The organism is Streptomyces sp. NPDC020958 (assembly GCF_055562175.1).
On sequence record NZ_JBVHFU010000002.1, the window covers coordinates 345,330 to 366,047 of the forward strand.

A 20,718-nucleotide genomic window follows, 5' to 3' on the forward strand; every position below is an offset into this window, starting at 1 on the left:
CGTGACCGATGAGCCGATCCGATTGTTTCATGGCGTACAGGGCGATGAAATCCTGACGGGCGCCTTATCCGGCAGCGGGGGTATTGTCAAGAGGGATCTGCTCACCTTGGTGGGCGATTTTTATGCCGAGTTGTATGCCGATACGCAGGGAACGGAGTGTGCACACGTGACGCGCAGCGTGTACGTGACCGGGATCGACCGCGGCGACGGCCGGCAGGTCGTCGAGCTGGGCGTGATGGAGCTGCTGACCCGGCAGGTCGACCGGGTCGGGGTCTTCCGGCCGTTGGTCCACGACGGTCCCGACCGGCTGTTCGAGCTGCTGCGTGCGCGGTACCGCCTCTCGCAGGACCCGGCCACGGTGTACGGCATGGACTACCACGAGGCGTCCGCCCTCCAGGCCGAGCAGGGCGTCGACGAACTGGTCTCCACGCTCCTGGACCGCTTCCACCTGGTGGCCCGTGAGTACGACGTGGTCCTGGTCCTCGGCACCGACTACGCCGACACCCAGTTCCCCGACGAGCTGTCCCTCAACGCCCGGCTGGCCAACGAGTTCGGCGCCTCGGTGATCCCGGTGGTCGGCGGCCGCGGCCAGCAGGCGGAGTCGGTGCTCGCGGAGACCCGCAACGCGTTCCGGGCGTACGACGGCCTCGGCTGCGACGTGCTGGCGATGGTCGCCAACCGGGTGGCCCGCGCGGACCGCGACGAGATAGCCGAGCGGATCGCCGGCCGGCTGCCGGTGCCGGTGTACGTGCTGCCCGACGAGCCCGCGCTCTCCGCGCCGACGGTCGCCCAGATCACGCAGGCGCTGGACGCGAAGGTGCTGCTCGGCGACGACTCCGGGCTGGCCCGCGACGTGCTGGACTTCGTGTTCGGCGGGGCGATGCTGCCGAGCTTCCTGCCCGCCCTGACCCCGGGCTGCCTGGTCGTGACCCCGGGCGACCGCGCCGACCTGGTCGTGGGCGCGCTGGCCGCGCACAGCGCCGGCACCCCGCCGATAGCCGGTGTGCTGCTCACCCTGGGCGAGCGGCCCACCGACGAGATCCTGACCCTCGCCGCCCGGCTCGCCCCGGGCACCCCGGTGATCTCCGTGCCCGGCAACAGCTTCCCGACCGCCGCCCAGCTGTTCGCCCTGGAGGGCAAGCTGAACGCGGCCACCCCGCGCAAGGCGGAGACGGCGCTCGGCCTGTTCGAGCGACATGTCGACACCGCCGGCCTCGACAAGCGGGTCTCGGCGCCGAGCACCGGCCGCCTCACCCCGATGATGTTCGAGCACAAGCTCCTGGAGCAGGCCCGCTCCGACAGGCGGCGGGTCGTGCTGCCGGAGGGCACCGAGACCCGGGTGCTGCACGCGGCGGAGGTGCTGCTGCGCCGGGGCGTGTGCGACCTGACCCTGCTCGGCCCGGCCGACCAGATCCGCAAGAAGGCCGCCGACCTCGGTATCGACCTCGGCGGCGCCCAGCTGATCGACCCGGCCACCTCCGAACTGCGGGACTCCTTCGCCGAGCAGTACGCGCTGCTGCGCGCCCACAAGGGCGTGACCGTGGAGCTGGCCTACGACGTGGTCTCCGACGTCAACTACTTCGGCACCCTGATGGTCCAGGAGGGTCTGGCCGACGGCATGGTGTCGGGTTCGGTGCACTCCACGGCGGCGACCATCCGGCCGGCGTTCGAGATCATCAAGACCGAGCCCGGGTCGTCGATCGTGTCCTCCGTGTTCTTCATGTGCCTCGCCGACAAGGTGCTGGTGTACGGCGACTGCGCGGTCAACCCGGACCCGAACGCCGAGCAGCTCGCCGACATCGCCATCCAGTCGGCCGCCACCGCGGCCCAGTTCGGGGTGGCGCCGCGGATCGCGATGCTGTCGTACTCGACGGGCACGTCGGGTTCGGGCGCCGACGTCGACAAGGTGCGGGAGGCGACCGAGCTGGCGCGCTCGCGGCGGCCCGACCTGCTGATCGAGGGCCCGATCCAGTACGACGCGGCCGTGGAGCCGTCCGTGGCCGCCACCAAGCTGCCGGACTCCGAGGTCGCCGGGCAGGCCAGCGTGCTGATCTTCCCGGACCTGAACACCGGCAACAACACCTACAAGGCGGTGCAGCGGTCGGCCGGCGCCATCGCCGTGGGACCGGTGCTCCAGGGACTGCGCAAGCCCGTCAACGACCTGTCCCGGGGCGCCCTCGTCCAGGACATCGTCAACACCGTCGCCATCACGGCGATCCAGGCCCAGAACCCGAGCGAGAAGGCAGCCCAGTGAGCCCCAGTCGTGTCCTCGTCCTCAACTCCGGCTCCTCGTCGGTGAAGTACCAACTGCTGGACATGCGCGGCGGCGACCGGCTGGCGACGGGCCTGGTCGAGCGGATCGGCGAGCAGACCTCGCGGCTGAAGCACAGCTGCCTGATCGGCGGCGGTACCCGGGAGCAGAACGGACCGATCGCGGACCACGAGGCCGCCCTGAAGGCGGTGGCGGAGGAGCTGGCGAAGGACGGGCTCGGGCTCGACTCGCCGGAGCTGGCCGCGATCGGGCACCGGGTGGTGCACGGCGGGATGTTCTTCACCGAGCCGACGGTGATCGACGACGCCGTGCTCACCGAGATCGAGCGGCTGATCCCGGTCGCCCCGCTGCACAACCCGGCCAACCTGACCGGCATCCGCACCGCGCAGGCGCTCCGTCCGGACCTGCCGCAGGTCGCCGTCTTCGACACGGCGTTCCACACGACCATGCCGGAGGCGGCGGCCCGCTACGCCATCGACCCGAAGATCGCCGACCGGCACCGGGTCCGCCGCTACGGCTTCCACGGCACCTCGCACGCGTACGTGTCGCGGGCGACCGCACGGCTGCTGGGGAAGGCACCGGAAGAGGTGAACGTGATCGTGCTGCATCTGGGCAACGGGGCGTCCGCCTCGGCGGTCCGCGGCGGGCGGTGCGTGGACACCTCCATGGGGATGACGCCTTTGGAGGGTCTCGTGATGGGAACCCGTTCCGGCGATCTGGACCCGGCCGTCATTTTCCATTTGGCGCGTGTTGGCGGAATGTCCATGGACGAGATCGACACTCTTCTCAACAAGGGGAGCGGTCTGTTCGGACTGTGCGGTGACAACGACATGCGGGAGATCCGGCGCCGGATCGACGAGGGCGACGAACAGGCGAAGCTCGCCTTCGACATCTACATCCACCGTCTGAAGAAGTACATCGGCGCCTACTACGCGGTGCTCGGCCGGGTGGACGCGGTGGCGTTCACGGCGGGGGTCGGGGAGAACGCGGCGCCCGTGCGGGAGGCCGCCCTGGCCGGGCTCGACGGGCTGGGGCTGGTCGTCGATCCGGAGGCGAACGCGGCCCGGACGGACGGGCCGCGGCTGATATCCCCGGCGGATGCGCGGGTGGCCGTCGCCGTGGTGCCGACGGACGAGGAACTGGAGATCGCCGAGCAGACGTACGCGCTGGTCGGAAGTAAACCCGCAAGTAACAGCGACGGTGAATAACAGCTGAGCATATAGGCGCCCATTTGTATCTTCCGCCAGACGGAATATTCCGCAGCGAAACAAACCGATAGGATCGCCCCATGCGCCGTTCGAAAATCGTCTGTACTCTCGGCCCCGCGGTCGACTCCCACGAGATGCTCGTCGCCATGATCGAGGCGGGTATGAACGTGGCCCGGTTCAACTTCAGCCACGGCTCCCACGCCGAGCACCAGGGGCGGTACGACCGCGTCCGGGCCGCCGCCAAGGAGACCGGGCGCGCCATCGGCGTCCTCGCCGACCTGCAGGGTCCGAAGATCCGCCTGGAGACCTTCGCCGAGGGACCGGTGGAGCTGGAGCGCGGTGACGAGTTCGTCATCACGACCGAGGACGTCCCGGGCGACAAGACCATCTGCGGTACGACCTACAAGGGCCTGCCGGGCGACGTCTCGCGCGGCGACCAGATCCTCATCAACGACGGCAACGTCGAGCTGAAGGTCCTGGACGTCGAGGGCCCGCGGGTGAAGACGATCGTCATCGAGGGCGGTGTCGTCTCCGACCACAAGGGCATCAACCTGCCCGGTGCGGCCGTCAACGTGCCCGCGCTGTCCGAGAAGGACGTCGAGGACCTGCGGTTCGCGCTGCGCATGGGCTGCGACATGGTCGCGCTGTCCTTCGTGCGGGACGCCAAGGACGTCGACGACGTCCACAAGGTGATGGACGAGGAGGGCCGCCGGGTCCCCGTCATCGCCAAGGTGGAGAAGCCGCAGGCGGTGGAGAACATGGAGGGCGTCGTGATGGCGTTCGACGCCGTCATGGTGGCCCGTGGCGACCTGGCCGTCGAGTACCCGCTCGAGAAGGTCCCCATGGTGCAGAAGCGGCTCATCGAGCTGTGCCGGCGCAACGCCAAGCCGGTGATCGTGGCGACCCAGATGATGGAGTCGATGATCACCAACTCCCGGCCGACCCGCGCCGAGGCCTCCGACGTGGCCAACGCGATCCTGGACGGCGCCGACGCGGTCATGCTGTCGGCGGAGTCCTCGGTGGGCGCCTACCCGGTCGAGACCGTCAAGACGATGTCGAAGATCGTCGCGGCGGCCGAGCAGGAGCTGCTGAGCAAGGGGCTGCAGCCGCTCGTCCCCGGCAAGAAGCCGCGTACGCAGGGTGGCTCGGTGGCCCGTGCGGCCTGCGAGATCGCCGACTTCCTCGGCGGCCGCGGCCTGGTCGCCTTCACGCAGTCCGGTGACACGGCCCGCCGTCTGTCCCGCTACCGCGCCCAGCAGCCGATCATCGCCTTCACCACCGACGAGAACACCCGCAACCAGCTCACCCTCAGCTGGGGCGTGGAGTCGCACGTGGTGCCGTTCGTGAACAGCACGGACGAGATGGTCGACATGGTCGACCAGGAGCTCGCGAAGATCAAGCGCTTCCACCCCGGCGACACCGTGATCATCACGGCCGGCTCGCCCCCCGGCGTCCCCGGCACCACCAACATGCTCCGCGTCCACCACATCGGCGGCATCAACAAGTGACGCCCCGCTAGGGGCCGTTCACGGCACTGAGGGCGCCCCCTGCGGCAGGGGGCGCCCTCAGCCGTTTCACCACCGCCGGCTCACGCCTCGGCGACCGCCTCCGCGATGCCCTGTGCCAGGGCATCGAAATTCTCCCGGTAGAAGGCCAGTTCACGGTGGAACGCCTCCTCCGAGAACATGCCCCGCTCCAGCAGCACGACGGCCGACGCGGTCATGGCACTGTGCAGGACGTGCAATTCCGCAAGAGACAGTTGGAGTTCGAAGGAGGTCTCGGGCCGGTGGGCGAACCGCCCGGCGAGGGCGTCGACGGTCTCGGGCCCCGCACCGAGCCGCACGACCAGCGCCGCGTCACCCGGAACCCGCGCCCGCAGGAACGTCAGCGCCCGGTGGAACGCCTCGGCCTGGGCCGGGGTGACGCGCGCGACGAACGCGTCGCCCTCACGGGTGAGCCGCAGGCGCGCCCTCATCCCGTCACCTCGCGGACGGCGTCGGCGATGCCGAGCGCCAGGGCGTCGAGGTTCTCGCGGAAAAAGCCCAGCCTGGTCCGGAACGCCTCCTGCGAGAGCCTTCCGCCCGACAGGAACATGGTCGCCACCGAGGTGAGAGCGGCGTGCACGGTGTGCAGTTCCTCCCACCGGAACCGGACCTCGACCGGCTCCGCGGCGTCGACGGCCAGCCGTTCGACCAGGTCGTCGACCTCGTTCGCGGTCGCGCCCAGTTGCAGCGCCAGGACGTGCTCACCCAGGTCCCGGTTGCGCAGGAAGGCCAGGGCCTCACGCATGGCGAGCGCCTGGGAACGGGTGAGCCGTACGACGAACTCCGCGCCGTTCCGCCGGAGTGCGACCTCGGTCCTCACGCCGTCACCGCCGCCGCACTACTGGTTGGGCACGTTCGGGACATAGCGTCCGCCTTTCAGGAAGTCGGCCTTGGGCAGCTTGTAGCCGTGGATGAACCGGGACGTGATGATGACGATCACGCCCTTGTCCTCGTCGTAGGCGACGGGATTGCCGGTCCGGGAGTCCCGGTGCGTGCCCTTTCCGCGCCAGCCCTTGAAGTACTCGGCCATGGCCTTCAGGTCCCGGCCGATGCCCGGGATGCTGTGGTCCGCAGCCTCCTTGCTGTCTCCCATCATCCGCTTCCACTGGTACTCGATGCCGTCGGCCACGTCGGGCCCGTACTTCTCGTCGAAGAAGTCCAGGATTTCGTACGACAGGTCGGCCAGCTCGTCGAGGTTGCAGAGGTCCGGTTCGTCGTCGTCCGAGGCGGCGGCAGCGGCCACCGGCACCGGTGAGGACGACTTCGCCGACGAGAACACCGCGGTCCGCGCCGACGGCCTGCGCACACACGCCGGGAGGCCGGGCTCCTTCTTCGCCTTCTCGGCCAGCTTGCGCAGCTTGTCGAGGGTGCGCTTCGCCTTGGCCGACCCCTCGAAGAACTCGGTGACCCCCTTGGAGACCTTGATGATCGCCTTGCCGACGGCGGGAATCTTCGTCAGCGGGATGGCCACGCCGATCACGTTGACCAGCGTCCACAGGCAGCTCTCGACGTCACCCTTGGTGAAGCAGTTCTTCAGGTCGGTCCAGCCGATGTAGTCGAGGAGGATCTGACCGCCGTTCTGCTTGACCCAGGCCAGCAGGTCCATCGAGGCGAGCGCCTGGGCCGCGCGGTACTGGTCCAGGCACTCCTGACCGCAGACGCGCAGCAGGGCGGCCTCCAGGTCACTGCTCAGCGCGGGGGCGTCGTACGGCTGGTCGGCACGCTGCTTGCGGAGGGCCTCCACCTGCTCGCGCTGGGCCTTCTCGGCACGGTCCGCTGCGGCGTCCGCCTCCTCGGCGTGCCCCTGTGCGTCGGCGGCCGCCTTCTCGGCCTTGACGGCGTCCGTTTCGGCAGCCGAGGCGACCCGGTCGGCCTGCGCGGAGGCGCTCTCGGCGGAGTCGGCCGAGGAGCGGGCGCTCACGGCGTCCCGTTCGGCCTCGGTGGCATCACGGTCGGCCTGCGTGGACGCCGACTCCGCCTCGTTCGCCGCGAAGTTGGCGTAGAAGGCGTCGGTACCCGCCTGCTCGTCGTATTTCTGAGCGCTCGCGTCGGCCTTCTTCGCCGCCGCCGCGTCTGCGGACGCGGCGGCGGCCGAGGCGTTCGCGGCGGCGGCGGAGTCGACCGCCTGCACCGCGTAGGCGGCCGCGTCGGACGCTGCCTGAAGAGCGATCTTGGCGTCGCCGGCCGCCTTGTCGGCCAGCGCCTTGGCCTGCGCCGCCGCCTTCCTCGCCTCGTCCGACTTGGCCTTGGCCGCGGCGGCCTGCTGCTGAGCAAGGGTCTTGGAGCTCTGGCCGACCAGTACCGCGAACGCGGCGGAAGAGTCAGACTCCTGGTAGGGGGAGCCGAGGCTGATCGCTTCGTCGGCCGTCTTGGTGGTCGCGGTGGCCGCGTCCCGGGCGGCCTGCGCGTACTGGGCCGTGGCGGTGGCGTACCCGGCGGTCTTCGCCGACCATGCTGCCGTCTTGACCGCCTCGGCCTGTGCGGCGGTGGCCTCCTTGCGCGCGGCAATGGCGGCGGCCTGGGCCTTCTTGGCCTCGCCGTCGGCCTTTCTCGCCTTCTCCTTCGCCGCTGCCGCCGCGTCGATCGCCTCGGCCGCCGCCGCGTGCGCGGTGGCCGCGGCCGCGGTGGTCTTCCGGTGAGCGGCTTGGGCGGCGTCGGCCGCCGAACGGGCACGTGAGGCTGCTGCCTCTGCGCGGGTGGCCGCCGCGCGGGCGCTCACCGCGGCCGCCGACGCGTCGTTCGCCGCGGCCCTGGCCCGGCTTGCCGCCCCGGCGGCCGCGGTAGCCGCACCCCGCGCCTCGGTGGCCGCCTGCCGGGTCTCGGTGGCGGCATCGGTTCCCGCGGCCGCCGCGGCCGCGGATTCGAGAGCGGCTGCCCGGGACGCGGTGGCGTCCCGCTCGTGCTCCGCCTTCACCGCCTCGTTGCGTTTCTGGAAAGCGAGGCGGTCCGCCTCCTCGGCCGCGGCCCGCTTCTCGGACGCCGTGGCGCCGGCCGCGCTCGCGTCCGAGAGGGCCTGCTGGGCGTTGCTCTCCTCGGTGCGCGCCCGGGCCTCGGCCGCCTGGGCGTTCTTCCGCTCGGCGGCCGCCTTGTCCCGCTCCCGCTCGGCGTTCGCCTTCTCGGCCTCCGCGACCTCCCGCTGCCGCTTCGCCTCGGCGGCACCGGTCCTGGCGTCCTGCTCCGCCTTCTCGGCCGTCGCGCGGGCGTTCTTCGCGGTGGTGGCGTCGGCCGCGGCCTCGGCGGCCAGTTTGGCCGCGGACTCGGCGGCGGCCTTCGCCTGGGCCTTGGCCTCCAGTGCGGCCGTCTTGCGGAACTCGGTGTTCAGCGCGTGCGTCTGGGTCTTGGCCAGTGCCAGAAGCGTCTGGGAGTCGGCCACGGTGGCCTTCGCCGCGTTCGAGGCGGTCAGCGTGGCCTTCGCCGCGGCTTGGGCGGCGGCGTACGAGGCCTTGGTCACCTGCACCGACTGCTGGGCGTACAGGAGGCCCCGGCCGCGGGGCAGCTTCGCCGCGTCGGCTATCTGCCAGGCCTTCTGCTGCTGGGTGGTCACGGTGTCGGCGGCCGTCTTCGCCCGTGCGACGGCCGCGTCCGCCACGGTCACCTGCTTGGCCGCGGCGGCCTTCGCCGCGTTCAGGTCGGCCGTCGCCTTGGTGAAGTCGGCGGCCTTGGGGTAATTGATGGAGTCCTTGTGGGCGGCCCAGTACTTCTGCCAGTACAGGATCTGGTCCGCGAGCCACGCCTGGCGGACCGCCTCGGTCATGGCCTCGGTGGCGGCCCGCGTCTCCTTCGCCGCGGCGGCCTCGGCGGCGACGATCTGCTTGCGCTGATCGGCCTGGCCGGCGTATTCCGACTCCCACTCCGTGTAGGCGGTGGTGACGGCTGCGGTCAGCACCCGGTAGTGGTCGATGGGGTTGTCGCTGTCACACGCCGCCCAGGCCTGCTTCAGTGCCTCGACCTCGGTACGGAACTCCAGCGAGTCCGGCTCGGGGGCCTTGGTCGCGAAGCCACCGAAGCGCAGGAAGGTGGCGATGTCGTTGGCCGAGGAATAGCCCAGGTTGGTCGTGTCGAGCAGATCCCTGCCGGCGACGTCCTTGTAGGCGGCAGCCCAGGCGTCCCCGCCGGTGTCGAACGCGTCGAGCACCTTCTTGGCCTGCTCCAGGGAGGCCTGGCCGGGGTGCGGGGTGGGGTCGTCCTTGGCCTTGTCGTACAGCTTCTGCTGCGTGCCGAGGGTGAAGGTGACGATGTCCGCGCCGAACTCGGGGGCCCAGAAGTCCCGGCCGTTCGAGGAGTTCACCGAGCGGTACGGCTTGTTGGTCTCGTCCAGCTTGGTCTGGCGGTCCCGGAACGCGTTCAGGGCGGCGATTCCCGCGTCCCGGTCGCGGACGGCGGCCTGGCCCCACTCGCCGAGCGACGCGTCCGGCGTCACGAAGGCGCGCAGTGCGGCGTCCGTGCCGGTGAGTTTGGCCGCTGCGGCCGCCTTGAGGTCGGGGCCGCCGAAGTGCACGGCCTGTCCCGCCTGGCAACGGTCCGCGCGCGCCTGGGCGCCCAGGCTGATGCGCAGGGTGCGCTGGTAGGGGTTGGCCGGGTTGTCGCCCGGCTCGTCAGCGGCGGCGGGGACCGCGTGGAAGAGTCCGCCGAGCACCGCTGCGGCGGTGACGAGCGCCGTGCCGGCGATGCTCCGCCGGAGCCGCCTTCCCCCGGTGCGTCTGTATCTGGTCCTTTGTGCTGTTCGCACGTCCGTTCCTTCCTCTGGATGGTCAGTCCGTCAGTCGGTCCGCATAGAAAGCGGGCAGGACGCAGCAAAGGATGAAAAAGGAACAGATCCCCCTCCGGCGTGCGGTCGACACGCCACCCCGCCCCCTCCCCCAGGGACGCGATCATCCTGTCAGACCAGGGAATATTACGAAAGCAATATCCTCTCTTTAGTTCCCCTTTTGGGCGCCCCCTGCCACGGCAGGGGGCGCCCACGGTTTCCGTCGGCGTCAGCCGATCGAGCCCCACTGCGCGGGGAAGTCCGGGGGCCAGGGCTTGGACGCGTCGTACAGGGCCTCACGGTCGCCCATCAGCTCGTACTCGGCCTCGCGCCAGCTCGGTCTGCCACCGACGACGAAGCTGTCGCCGTCGGGCTCCAGCATCCAGGTGTACTCGGCGTCCCCCGGTTCGAGCTTGTGCCGTTCCCTGAGTACGGCGAACTCCTCCTCCGAAGCACGCCTGATGTGCAGGCCGTCGCGGTAGTACGGCTTGAGGAGCATCAACCGCACGTGCCCGATGTACACCTCGACCTGCGTCGTGGTCCGGTCCACGGCGAGTGCCTCACTGGCGAGGTACAACTGCCGGTGCGAGGGATTGAAACCGACGAACCGGAACAACCGACCCTCGCGGATGAAATCTGCCATGCGCGCAATCCTCGCCTCTACTCCGGAACCGGCTCGCCGTTGGGGTACTTGAACCGCTCGGGAAAGACCCGCACGACCTGGCCCTCCTCGTTGGTCATGTACCACTTGATCGACGACCAACTGCGGTTCTCCAGTCTGACCGCCCTGCGCAGTTGGTCCATCTCCCAGGCGGTCCCGTAACCGCTGCTGCGAACGGTCCCCCAGTCTCCGGGAGTGATCGACTCCCCGCGTTTGAGCAGCGCGTCGAGCGCTTCGTCGGCTGTCCTGGCGCCCTTGACACCGTCCAGGGTCACCGAGATCTCCACGTTCGGGTTCCGCACCGCCCTCTCCACGCCGACCGTCCAGACCGGGCGTTGCCCCATGCCCATCTCGGCGGGAAGCTCGGGGGCGAAGGCATCACCGTTGAACGTGCGGCCGCCCAGACTCTCGGCGAGGTCGTCGCCGAAGGGGTTGATCCCGAGGATGACGTGATCCCCGTCGTTCACCAGGTCCTTGAGGACCGCCTCGAGGCAGTCGTTGTGCACCAGGACCGGCCGCGACCCCGCGTACACGTAGTACGTGTGGTTCTCGGCGACCTCGAAGTTGAAGACCTGGACCGGTCCTTGGACCACCGACGTACCGAGGACCCGTGTGGAGCCGCCGTCCCGGGTCTCGAAGGTGTCTCCGGCCCGTAGCTGCGCCGCCTCGACCCAGCCGCGTTCGCGCACCCAGAACCGGTGCGAGTCCGTGGCCTCGACCTCGCCGTCGGCGGTCGTGATCCGCGTCAGCGAGCCGACGGTACGGTGGAACAGCTGCAGGACCGGCTTCAGGGACTTCCCGCCGGTGGCCTGGTCCTGGGACCAGACGCGGTCGCCGACCTTGACGTCCTCGATGGGCTTGGGCCCGTCGGCCGTGGCGACCCGGGTCCCCGCGGGGAAGCACTTGGTCAGCAGGGCCTTGCCGGCGAGCCGTTCCAGCTGCGCCATGGCGGACGCGGCCAACCCCGAACCGCGCAGACCCCACAGCGCCGTGCTGATCCGCGTGCCGTCCCGCACCGCCGTGCGGATCGCGATCGCGGCCTCGGCCATCTTCCCGAGCAGGCCGGGGATGACGATGCTCCCGACGAGCCACGCACAGCTGCTGATCCGGCCCTTCGAGCAGCCGACGATGTCGCTGATCGCCGCCAGCGCCACGGACTTGAGGATCTGCTCGGTGAGCGTGTAGCCGTTGATGTGGACCTTCTTCTCCTCGAAGGTCACGTCGAGCGGCATGCTCGTCAGGTAGTCCCGCTTCAGGCCGGCCCCGCACTTGCTGCGCTCGACCCCGGGCAGCGAGCAGGTCTCCAGGTAGAAGTCCATCTCGCCGTACACGTGGTACTTGAGGTCGATCTCGCAGCCCGCCTGGGCGCCGGAGTGGGTGCCCACGCAGTCGCTCAGGGGGTCGATGTCGACCAGGGTGTCGCCGCTGGGCCGCATGACGACGCCCTCGACGCCCGTGCCGCCGCCGTCGGCGGTACGGCTCTGCTCCTCCGCGTCGTCGAAGTCGGCCTGCTGGGCGTGGATGGCGTCCTTCGCCGCGTCGACGGCGAGTTCGCGGGCGTGGGCCGCGGCGGCCTCCGCGGTGGCCGCGTCCTTCTCGGCCTGGTCGGCGACGCCCCGCGCGGTGGACGCGTCGTTCTCCGCGTCGCTCGCGGCGCTGCGGGCGCTCGCCGCGTCCCGCTCGGCGTCGTCGGCCTCCGCGTCGGCCTGGGTGGCGTACCCGTCGGCGGAGGTGGCGGCCGTCTGTGCGGCCGCCGCGTCCGCCTGTGCCTGCTTGTCGTACGCGACGGTGTTCGCCTCGGACTTCTGCGCCGCCTTCGCGGAGGCGTCCGCCGCGTCGGCCGACGCCTGGGCATCCGCCGCGGAGCCGGCGGCCTGCGCGGCGTAGTCGGCCGCGTTCGCCGCGGCCTCGGCGGCGGCCTTGGCGTCGGCGTCGGCCTCGGCGGCCAGCGCCTTGGCGTCCGCCGCGGCCTTGGCCGCCTGGGCGGCCTTGGCCTTGGCCAGCGCCGCCTGCTGCTGGGCGGCCGTCTTCGCGGCCTGACCGGTCAGCACGGCGAGGCCCGCCGACGCGTCGGTCTCCGCGTACGGGGAGCCGAGTTCGACGGCGTCGTTCGCGGGCTTGACCACCTGGGCCGCCGAGTCACGGGCGGCCGCGGCGGCCCGGGCGGTGGCGTAGGCGTGGCCTGCGGCGCGGATCGAGTCGGCGCCCGCGAGGCCGGCCTCGGAGCGGGCCACCGTGGCGTCGCCGCGGGCCTTTGTGGCCGCCTTCTGCGCGGTCTCCGCCTCCGCCTTGGCGGTGATGGCGTTCCACTTGGCGGCGGCGGAGGCGGCGATGGCGTCGGCGGCGGCCGAGTGCGCCTTCTTCACCGCCGCCTCGGTCACCTTGACGTCCGCCTTGGCGTCGTCCGCCGCGGCCTGGGCCCGCCGTGCCGCGCCCTCGGCCCTGGTGGCCGCTTCGCGGGCGCTGGTGGCCGCCTCGGTGGCGTCGTCGGCCGCCGCGCGCGCCTCGGTCGCCGCGCTGGTGGCGTCGTCGGCCGCCTTGCGCGCCTTGGTGGCCGCCGTGCGGGCCTCGATGGCGTCCGCGGTGCCGTCCACGGCGGCCAGCAGGGCCTCCGCGGCCTCGGCCTTCGCCACCAGGCTGTCGCGGCGCTGGTCGGCCCGGTGCGCGTCGGCGCGCGCGTCCGCCGCCCGGCCCTCGGCGGCGACCGCCGCGTCCTTCTTGTCGGCGGCGGTCCTGCCCGCGGCCTGCGCGTCGGAGAGCTTGTCGGCCGCGACGTCGCGCTGCGACTGGGCCCGGGCGTCGGCGTCCTTGGCCTTCTGCCGCTCGGCGGCGGCGAGGTCCTTCTGCGCCTTGGCGTAGTCGCGTTCCGACTCGGCCTTCTGCCGCTTGGCCGCGGCGTCGTCGGCGGCGTCCTTCGCCGTCTGCTCGGCGGCCGCGGCCTTGTTCTCGGCGGCCTTGGCCTCGGAGGCGTGCTGGGCGGCCTCCTTGGCCTGGGCGGCGGCGCCCTCGGCGGCGGCCTTGGCCTGGGCCTCGGCCTCCTGTGCGGCCTTGCGCCGGAACTCGGCCTTCGTGGCGTGCGCCTGGGTGTTGGCCAGGTCGTCCAGCGTCTTGCTGTCGCCGGCCGAGGCGCGGGTGGCCTGGAAGGCGGTCTCGGTCGCCTTCGCGGCGGCCTGCGCGGCCGCCGCGGACGCCTTGGTGACCTGCGCGGCCTGCTGGCCGTAGAGCAGGCCGCGGCCGCGTGGCAGACCGGCCTTGTCGGCCGTGTCGTACGCCTCGTTCTGCGCCTTGGTGACGTCGGCGGCGGCGTTCTGGGCGTCCAGGGCGGCGCGGGAGGCGACGAAGAGGCGGCCGGAGGCGCGGCCCTGCGCGTCCGTGATCCACTTTTTGACCTGGTCGAACTCCGCCTTGGAAGGGTAGTCGTTCGGGTGGTCGGCGGCCTTCTGCTTGGTCCAGTACGCCTGCCAGTCGGTGAGCCGGGCGGCGATCAGGGACTGCCCGAGCGCCTCACCGAGCGCCTGCGAGGCGGCCTTCAGGTCCGTGGACGCCTGCGCCTCGGACACCAGGATGGCGTTGCGCTGGGACTTCTGCCCGTCCAGTTCGCTCTGCCACTCGGTGGCCGCGACCCCCAGTTCCTCGCTCAGCACACCGTGCGGGTCGGGCGGGTTGCTCCAGGCGCAGGAGGCGAAGCGCGCCTTGAGGTTCTCGACGTCGATCCGGAACTCCATCGAGTCCGGGGCGGGCGCGCTCGTCGGGAAGCCGCCGTACTGGAGGAACAGCCGCGCGTCATCGGCGTACATGCCATGCATGAACTGCATGGAGTCCCACGCCTGACGGTCGTCGTAGTCGCCCGAACCGTCCTGCGTGTACCGGGACGTGTAGACGGCGGTGGCCGCGTCGACGGAGTCCTTGCCGGCCAGGGGCTGCAGGTCGACGTAGAAGTCGCCCTCCTGCTGCCAGAACTGGTCGGAGATCCAGCCGTTGAGACCGATCTTGTCGAACGGGGTCGGCGGCTGGACCCACTGGAAGCCGGAGTACGTGTACGGCGGCGGCGGGGACGCGACCGCCAGGGACTTCTCCCAGACGGTGTGCCGGCCGGTCAGCTCGGTCTGCTTGGCGTCGGCGGCCGCCTTGTCCTTGTCGTAGGCGGTGGAGAGCGGGGTGGTGTTCCAGTACTCGTCGTCGGCGGCGGCGTGCACCTGGTCCGGGGTACCGGCGAGGCCCGTCCGTGCCACCTCCTTCATCGCCGGGCCGCCCTTGCGCAGGACGTAGTCGAGGCGGCACTGGTCCTTGCGGAGCTGTGCGGCCTGTTTGAGGTCGACGGCGGTACCGGTGTCGCCCGTGGTGGCGGAGACGGCGGCGGCCGGCTCGGCGATGTCGGGGAGGTGGCCGCCGGTGACGGCGATGACGGCGGCGGTACCCAGCGCGGTGGCCGTGGTGAGCACACCGCTCCAGAGGCCCGGAGGCCTGGTCCCGTTCCGGCGTCCGCGCCGGGTGGGAGACGCGTGTGAGCGCATGCGGAGATCAGCCGATCTGCTGAAGGGGAAGCTGAAGAGGAAAGGGAGAGGACGGGGAGGGACGCGACGGCCCCTCAGAAGAACAGGTTGATCCCGGACCACGGGTCGGGCTGGCCGATCTGGGCGCGCGCGGCGAAGGGCGCCGAGGACTTCCCGGTGCCCTTGAGGAGCCACAGCGCGCCCGCCTTGTCCACGGCGATCAGGTCCGGCTTGCCGTCCCCGTCGTTGTCGCCCACGGAGACCAGATCGGCGTAGGCGGTCCAGGCCGTGCCGCCGACCGCCGCGACCGTGACACGGCTGCCGAGTACCGCGTCGGCGGTGGCGTTGCCGGTGCCCGGGTAGAGGTAGAGCGTGCCGCTGGTGCTGCGCGCGATGATGTCGGCCTTGCCGTCACCGGTGTAGTCACCCCGGCCGGTGATCTCGTTCATCCCGTCCCAACCGGACGTGCCCGCCCGGACCTTGGCGGACAGGGTGCCGTCGGACTTGCCCTGGTAGAGCCAGAGCGCGCCGTTCTTGTCGCGGGCCAGCAGGTCGGGCTGCGCGGTGCCGCCCAGGTTGTCGGCGCAGACGAGCAGGTCGTAGGCGTCCCAGCCGGTGCCGAGCACCTTGGTGTCGGTGCCGCGCTCGGCCGTGTAGTAGAGCGTGCCGTCGATGACGGCGTACAGGTCGGTGCCGCTGAGGTTGCGGGAGATGTTGGCCTGGGCCAGGGCGGTCGTGTCGTTGTAGCCGCCGCCGAGGTCGAATCTGGGCTTGAACCCGCCGGTGCCGGTGGGCTCCCAGTCCAGGAGGTGCCCGTCCTTGGTGCGGGCGAGGAGCGGGAACATCCCGGTGCCGGTGCCGGCGGCCTGCTGGAGCAGGGGCGCCCGGTCGGTGCCTGCGGCGCGGGCGGGATCGGGTGCGGCGGGCCCGGACGGCGCGGTCCGCACCGTGGTCACCGCGAGTACGGCGGCCGCGGCGAGTACGGACGCGACCGCCGCTCGGCGCAGCGGGCGTCTGACGAGACGGAACATGGAGTGCGAGGTCCCCCTCCGAGGTCGGCGGGGGACGAGCGCACGAGGGCACGGCGGGGCCTCGCGCCCGCGTCGTGTTCCCCCGTGTCCCCCGCGCCGCGGCTGGTCATGCTCACGGCAAGAGGACCCTATGAGGTGGGTGTGAAAGATGTAAAGGGATTTCCCCCGCCCGTCCGGGCGGTGACCGCGCCCCCGGCACGGTCGTGGCCCGGCCCCCTTGCGGGACGGGCCGGGCCACGACCGGTTGTGCGGCTCCCGAACGGGTCTCTGGTGGTGCTCAGCCGGTGCCGTCGGTGGTGTACACGTGCATGCCGGGCACGGTCAGGGTGCCTCCGAACTGGCCCGCCTGGACGACCTTCACGTTGGTGAAGTAGATCAGCGGGATGTTCAGCGGCGGCGGGTTGTCCGGGCTGAACGTGATCGGAATCAGGCCGAAGAGGTTGCCGGAGATCGACTCCGTGTACATCGTCGTGTCACCGTCGCGGATCGTGGACGTCGAACCGGAGGCCGCCTGGACGTGGTAGGTCTTGTCGATCTTCTTGTCCTTGACCGTCTGGTGCAGGTCACCGATATCGGTACCGCCCGAGATGACGTACTTCAGGACCTTCTTCGTCTTGCCGCTCGCCGTCCGCACCTCGACGATGCCCTGGTAGTCGGCGCTCTTCAGGGTCAGCGAGCTGGCACTGAGGTACCAGGGGTCGTCCGCCACCGCCACCTTGTTGTCGACGCCGCTCACGTCGTCGGTGGCGGCCTTGCAGTCGTCCGCCGACGCACTGGAACTCGCGGACGGGCTCGGCGAGGCACTGGAGGTGGCGTCGCCGGCCGCCTTGGTGGCGTCCTTGGTGACCTCGCCGGCCGCCTTGGTGGCCGTGCCGGTGGTGTCCTTCACGGTGTCCGTGACCTTCTTGACGGTCTTGGACACGGTGTCGGAGCCGCTGTCCTTGCTCGACGAGGAGGACGAGGAGGACGAGGAGGACCCGGAGGACTTGGACGACGACGAGCCGGCGGACGCCGAGGCCGACGGCGACGGGGTGGCGCTGGCCGCGGAGTCCGACGAGGACGAACTCGTGCTGCCGCCGCCGAGGATGCCGGTGATGGCGTCCCCGATCGAGCCCAGCAGACCGCCGCCGCCGCTGCTCGCGGAGGCCGACGGCGCGGGGGTGGCCGTCGCCCCGGAGCCGGACGAACCCGAGGACGAGCCCGAACCGTCCGACGCGGAGGACGACTTGGACGCGGACGGCGTCGGCTTCGCCGCCTCGTCGGAACCTGAATCCGACGAGGACGACGCGCCGGACGACGACGTCGAGTCCTTGGTGCCGGACGACGCGCTGGCCGAAGGGGTCGCCGAGTCCGTGGCCTTGCCGCTCGCGCTCGCCGAGGCGGAGGGCGAGGCGGAGTCCAGGGCGGAGACACAGTTCTTGTAGTCCTCGGCGAGGCTCTTCGACGCCGCCGACGACGTGTTGTTCGTGTCCGCGATGGCGAGCGTCGAGGTGAAGCCCATGCCCATGATGACGGCCGTCGGCATCGCCACGGTGGCTATCGCCTTGCCGGCCGGCATCTGGAACCTGGTGAACAGCGGCCTCTTGGGTGCCGCGTGGCGCGGCCCGGTTCTCACACGGGACTCGTCCACCTCGGTCCCGTGGGTCACCTCGTCAGCCGGCACTGTGCCTCCCGTTCGCCCCGTTCACCGGGCTCGTTCCTGACAGGTCGTTCGACTCCACGCCGTCCGGGCCCGGGTAGTAGGCGGCCTCCTGCGGGGCGTCGTCCCCGGCCGCCGGGATCTCGCCCTCCGGCTGCGGCTTCGGGGGCGCACCCGGGGACCAGGCCACGGCCATCGCTCCGCCGATCAGGGCGAGCAGGAAGCCCATGATGAAGCCGCCGAAGTTGGACACCGGAAGGGACACCAGCGCCAGCAGGATCGCGGCGACCCCCGCGAACGTGCGGATGTGCTTCTGGAACCAGAGGCTGATGCCCAGGACGACGAGCAGCACGCCGATGATCAGGGACCCGGCGCCCGCGGTGGTCGCCATCGCGACCGTCAGGCTGCCGAGCTGAAGGTGCGCGTACGGGAAGTACATGATCGGGAAACCGGCGAGCAGGATGTACAGACCGGCCCAGAACGGCCGCGTGCCCCGCCAGGCGCGGAACTGCAGCCTCCGGCGGGTGAACTGGCCGGGTGTGGCGGCAGGGGTCTCGGCGCTCATGGAAAACAGCTCCCTGGTGCGGCGTTGCTGTGGTGGTGGTGCTGTGTGGTGCGGCGGTGGTGCGTGGTACCGCGTGTATCGCCTACGAAGAGTGGGCGGAAGGGGCCGGGCGGGAGCGCCGTCGGCTCCCCCGCCCGTCACGGAGTGCTTAGTAGCACTCCTCACCCGTCGTCGAGATCGACATGTGCAGACCGCTCAGCTGGAAGGTCGCGGCGGTGGTGGCCCACGCCGTCTGCCGCACCTTCGTCAGCGAAGCGTGGTCCGCTTCCTGCCCGAACCCGTTCGGGTTCGCCTTGCCGGCCTTGACCTCGTCCTGGTTGATACCCGGACCCTTGGTCATGCTTCCCGCAGCGACACCAATGTTGATGTTCTTGAACGTCGCGTTTTCGGTCTGCAGGTCGTCGAGGTCGATGTACAGCTTGCTGGCCTGGACCGGGTGGTTCGGGTCGGTGCCCGCCCGCAGGATCAGGCTGACGTTCCCGAAGAACGGCACCTTGGGCGTGACCACGGACTGGCACAGGTTGGTGATGGTCGCGGTGTTGAACGCCGAGACCGCCACCGGGTGAACATTCTCCTTGGAGACGGTGCTCCCCATGTCGACCGCACCGTACTGCTCGAAGCCGTCGCCCTCGAGCGAGTCGGCCGCGACCTTGAACTGCTGGCCCGACACACTGAACGACGCGGCCAGAGCGCCCTGCGCGAGGGCGACACCTATACACGCCGTGGCGGCGACGCTGGGCACCATGACCACAGCGAACCGCTTCCATCTGGTCCCGCCACGCACCTGGGACTCCATATTTCCTCCTTCTCGGACGTACATCTCCTGGCCCGGAATCGCCACCGACGGCGGCTCAGCCGGGCAGGGATGGGAGAAGTGCTACGTCCTCGGAAGGGGAGCGCCCGCGCTCGGAGGCGCGAACCGCACCTCGATCACCGGCGATCACCCCCGAGCGACAACCACTGGTCGCGCCTGACACGCATCACGCACAACCCTGCCGGACAGGCTTCACCCAGAAGGCGAAGACCCCCCTGCCCAAGAGCCGGCGTCACTGCCGCCGACTCTGCTCGGTGGGGACCCAGATGAACCCGTGGGCCCGACCGGCTGTCGGGGTACGGGAATGGACCGAGCGTCGCCGATCGTGGTGCATTCTCGGCGCCCGCACAAGGGGCTTCGTTACTCGGTAGTAACGGCGCGATAACCGATGGACGACCCGCCGGTCTCGGAGCGCGACGCTGGGTGTCGTCGGGGGGCGGAACAAAATTGTTGATACATGGACGGAACCAGACAGGCCAACGCCCTTGTTTTACTGCGAGTAACAGCGGCTGCGATTACCAAGATTTGGTAAAGAGCAGCCGCTGTGACCCCTTCTCGGCCAATCTTTCACTCGGGCATCACAAGGCGTGACGTTTAGCGACTGGTCAGAACCCGGTTCAGAACAGCGCCCGCGCCAAGGCCCGGCGCGCGCCCACGACGCGCGGGTCGTCGGTGCCGACCACCTCGAAGAGTTCCAGCAGCCGCCGCCGTACGGCGTCCCGGTCGTCCCCCGCGGTCCGCTGCACGGTCTCGATCAGCCGCCCGAAGGCGTCCTCCACGTGCCCGCCCACCAGGTCCAGGTCGGCGGCCGCGATCTGCGCCGCGGCGTCGGCCGGCTTCTCGGCCGCGTCCCTGCGCACCTGCTGGGGGTCCATCCCCTGCACCCGCTGGAGCAACTCGGCCTGCGCGAGCCCCAGCTTGGCCTCGCTGTTGGCCGGGTCGTCGCTCAGCACGTTCTGGTACGCCCGGACCGCACCGCCGAAGTCACCGGCGTCCAGCGCCTGCACGGCGGCTTCGAGGAGCGCGTCGTACGGCCCGGCCGGCGCCGCGGCCGGCGGCTGGGCGCCCGGCTGCGCGTCGGCGTCGACGACGAGTCCGGTGAGCCCGAACCGCTGCTCGGCGACCTGGATCAACTGGTCGAGGGTGCCCCGGATCTGCTCCTCGCCCGCCGCTCCCTGGAAGAGCGGCAGCGCCTGCCCGGCGACGACCGCGAAGACGGCAGGGATGCCCTGGATCCCGAACTGCTGCATCAGCATCTGGTTGGCGTCGACGTCGATCTTGGCCAGCAGGAAGCGGCCGTTGTACTCGACGGCGAGGCGCTCCAGGACCGGGCTCAGCTGCTTGCAGGGCTGACACCACTCGGCCCAGAAGTCGATGACGACGGGGACTTCGGCGGACCGCTGGAGGACATCGCGCTCGAAGCCTGCTTCGTCGACGTCGATGACCAGGTCGGCCGGGGCGACGGCACCGGTACCACCCTGCCGGGCCGCTTCGGCGCGCGTCTGCTCGGCCTTGGCCTTGGCCTCCTGGGCCGCCTTCACCGCGGCGAGGTCGACGACGCCGCTCATGGACATGTTCCGTGGCTGCATGCGTCTATCCTCCCCCGTTCCCGCGTGTGTGTGAAAAGCGTCGTGAAAGCCGGGCCCGCGGCACGCTCCAGGCGGGCACCGCTTTCGCTACGACCCGTAGCGTAATGCCATCGGACCCTCGCGCGACACCGATTCCCGGTGATCTCCCTCACGAC

At 70.9% G+C, this 20,718-nt stretch carries 13 protein-coding genes; 3 read left to right on the forward strand and 10 right to left on the reverse strand.

From position 1 onward, the window contains the following. The first annotated feature begins 166 nt into the window (after positions 1-166). From pta to pyk, 3 genes are all read left to right on the forward strand, one after another. Complete coding sequence (gene pta / locus ACZ3KP_RS07400; RefSeq protein WP_467497189.1) at positions 167-2,254, forward strand: phosphate acetyltransferase; 2,088 nt, start codon at positions 167-169, stop codon at positions 2,252-2,254. Beyond that, positions 2,251-3,480 (forward strand): acetate kinase, encoded by a 1,230-nt coding sequence (locus ACZ3KP_RS07405; RefSeq protein WP_467497191.1) that lies wholly within the window; start codon positions 2,251-2,253, stop codon positions 3,478-3,480. The genes pta and ACZ3KP_RS07405 overlap by 4 nt, the downstream gene beginning before the upstream one ends. A gap of 80 nt (positions 3,481-3,560) precedes the next feature. Then, positions 3,561-4,988 (forward strand): pyruvate kinase, encoded by a 1,428-nt coding sequence (gene pyk / locus ACZ3KP_RS07410; protein WP_467497193.1) that lies wholly within the window; start codon positions 3,561-3,563, stop codon positions 4,986-4,988. Between the two features lie 80 nt (positions 4,989-5,068). Here pyk and ACZ3KP_RS07415 read toward each other — a convergent pair whose 3' ends face one another. The 10 genes from ACZ3KP_RS07415 to ACZ3KP_RS07460 form a co-directional block, all read right to left on the reverse strand. Next, a complete protein-coding gene (locus ACZ3KP_RS07415) occupies positions 5,069-5,455 on the reverse strand; it encodes a hypothetical protein (RefSeq protein WP_467497195.1) in 387 nt (128 codons plus the stop codon). Further along, positions 5,452-5,844 (reverse strand): hypothetical protein, encoded by a 393-nt coding sequence (locus ACZ3KP_RS07420; protein ID WP_467497197.1) that lies wholly within the window; start codon positions 5,842-5,844, stop codon positions 5,452-5,454. Before ACZ3KP_RS07420 ends, ACZ3KP_RS07415 begins: the two co-directional genes overlap by 4 nt. Before the next feature lie 18 nt (positions 5,845-5,862). After that, positions 5,863-9,753 carry a hypothetical protein gene (locus tag ACZ3KP_RS07425; RefSeq protein WP_467497199.1) on the reverse strand — a complete coding sequence of 1,297 codons (3,891 nt, stop codon included), beginning with the start codon at positions 9,751-9,753 and terminating at the stop codon, positions 5,863-5,865. Positions 9,754-10,000: 247 nt separating this feature from the next. Continuing rightward, complete coding sequence (locus tag ACZ3KP_RS07430; RefSeq protein ID WP_467497201.1) at positions 10,001-10,414, reverse strand: hypothetical protein; 414 nt, start codon at positions 10,412-10,414, stop codon at positions 10,001-10,003. 17 nt (positions 10,415-10,431) lie between these two features. Then, a complete protein-coding gene (locus tag ACZ3KP_RS07435) occupies positions 10,432-14,874 on the reverse strand; it encodes a polymorphic toxin type 27 domain-containing protein (RefSeq protein WP_467497203.1) in 4,443 nt (1,480 codons plus the stop codon). A 146-nt stretch (positions 14,875-15,020) separates the two neighbouring features. Continuing rightward, positions 15,021-15,956, reverse strand: coding sequence for an FG-GAP repeat domain-containing protein (locus ACZ3KP_RS07440; protein WP_467497205.1), 936 nt, complete (start codon positions 15,954-15,956; stop codon positions 15,021-15,023). A 277-nt stretch (positions 15,957-16,233) separates the two neighbouring features. Continuing rightward, entirely contained in the window at positions 16,234-17,619 is a 1,386-nt protein-coding gene (locus ACZ3KP_RS07445) for a hypothetical protein (RefSeq protein ID WP_467497207.1), read from the reverse strand. Further along, on the reverse strand, positions 17,609-18,160 hold the full coding sequence (locus ACZ3KP_RS07450; protein ID WP_467497209.1) for a DUF6114 domain-containing protein: 552 nt from the start codon (positions 18,158-18,160) through the stop codon (positions 17,609-17,611). Before ACZ3KP_RS07450 ends, ACZ3KP_RS07445 begins: the two co-directional genes overlap by 11 nt. Positions 18,161-18,308: 148 nt before the next feature. Next, positions 18,309-18,956: a DUF6230 family protein gene (locus tag ACZ3KP_RS07455; protein ID WP_467497211.1), complete on the reverse strand. Its 648-nt coding sequence runs from the start codon at positions 18,954-18,956 to the stop codon at positions 18,309-18,311. A gap of 635 nt (positions 18,957-19,591) precedes the next feature. After that, complete coding sequence (locus tag ACZ3KP_RS07460) at positions 19,592-20,563, reverse strand: tetratricopeptide repeat protein (protein WP_132888945.1); 972 nt, start codon at positions 20,561-20,563, stop codon at positions 19,592-19,594. Positions 20,564-20,718 lie beyond the last annotated feature (155 nt).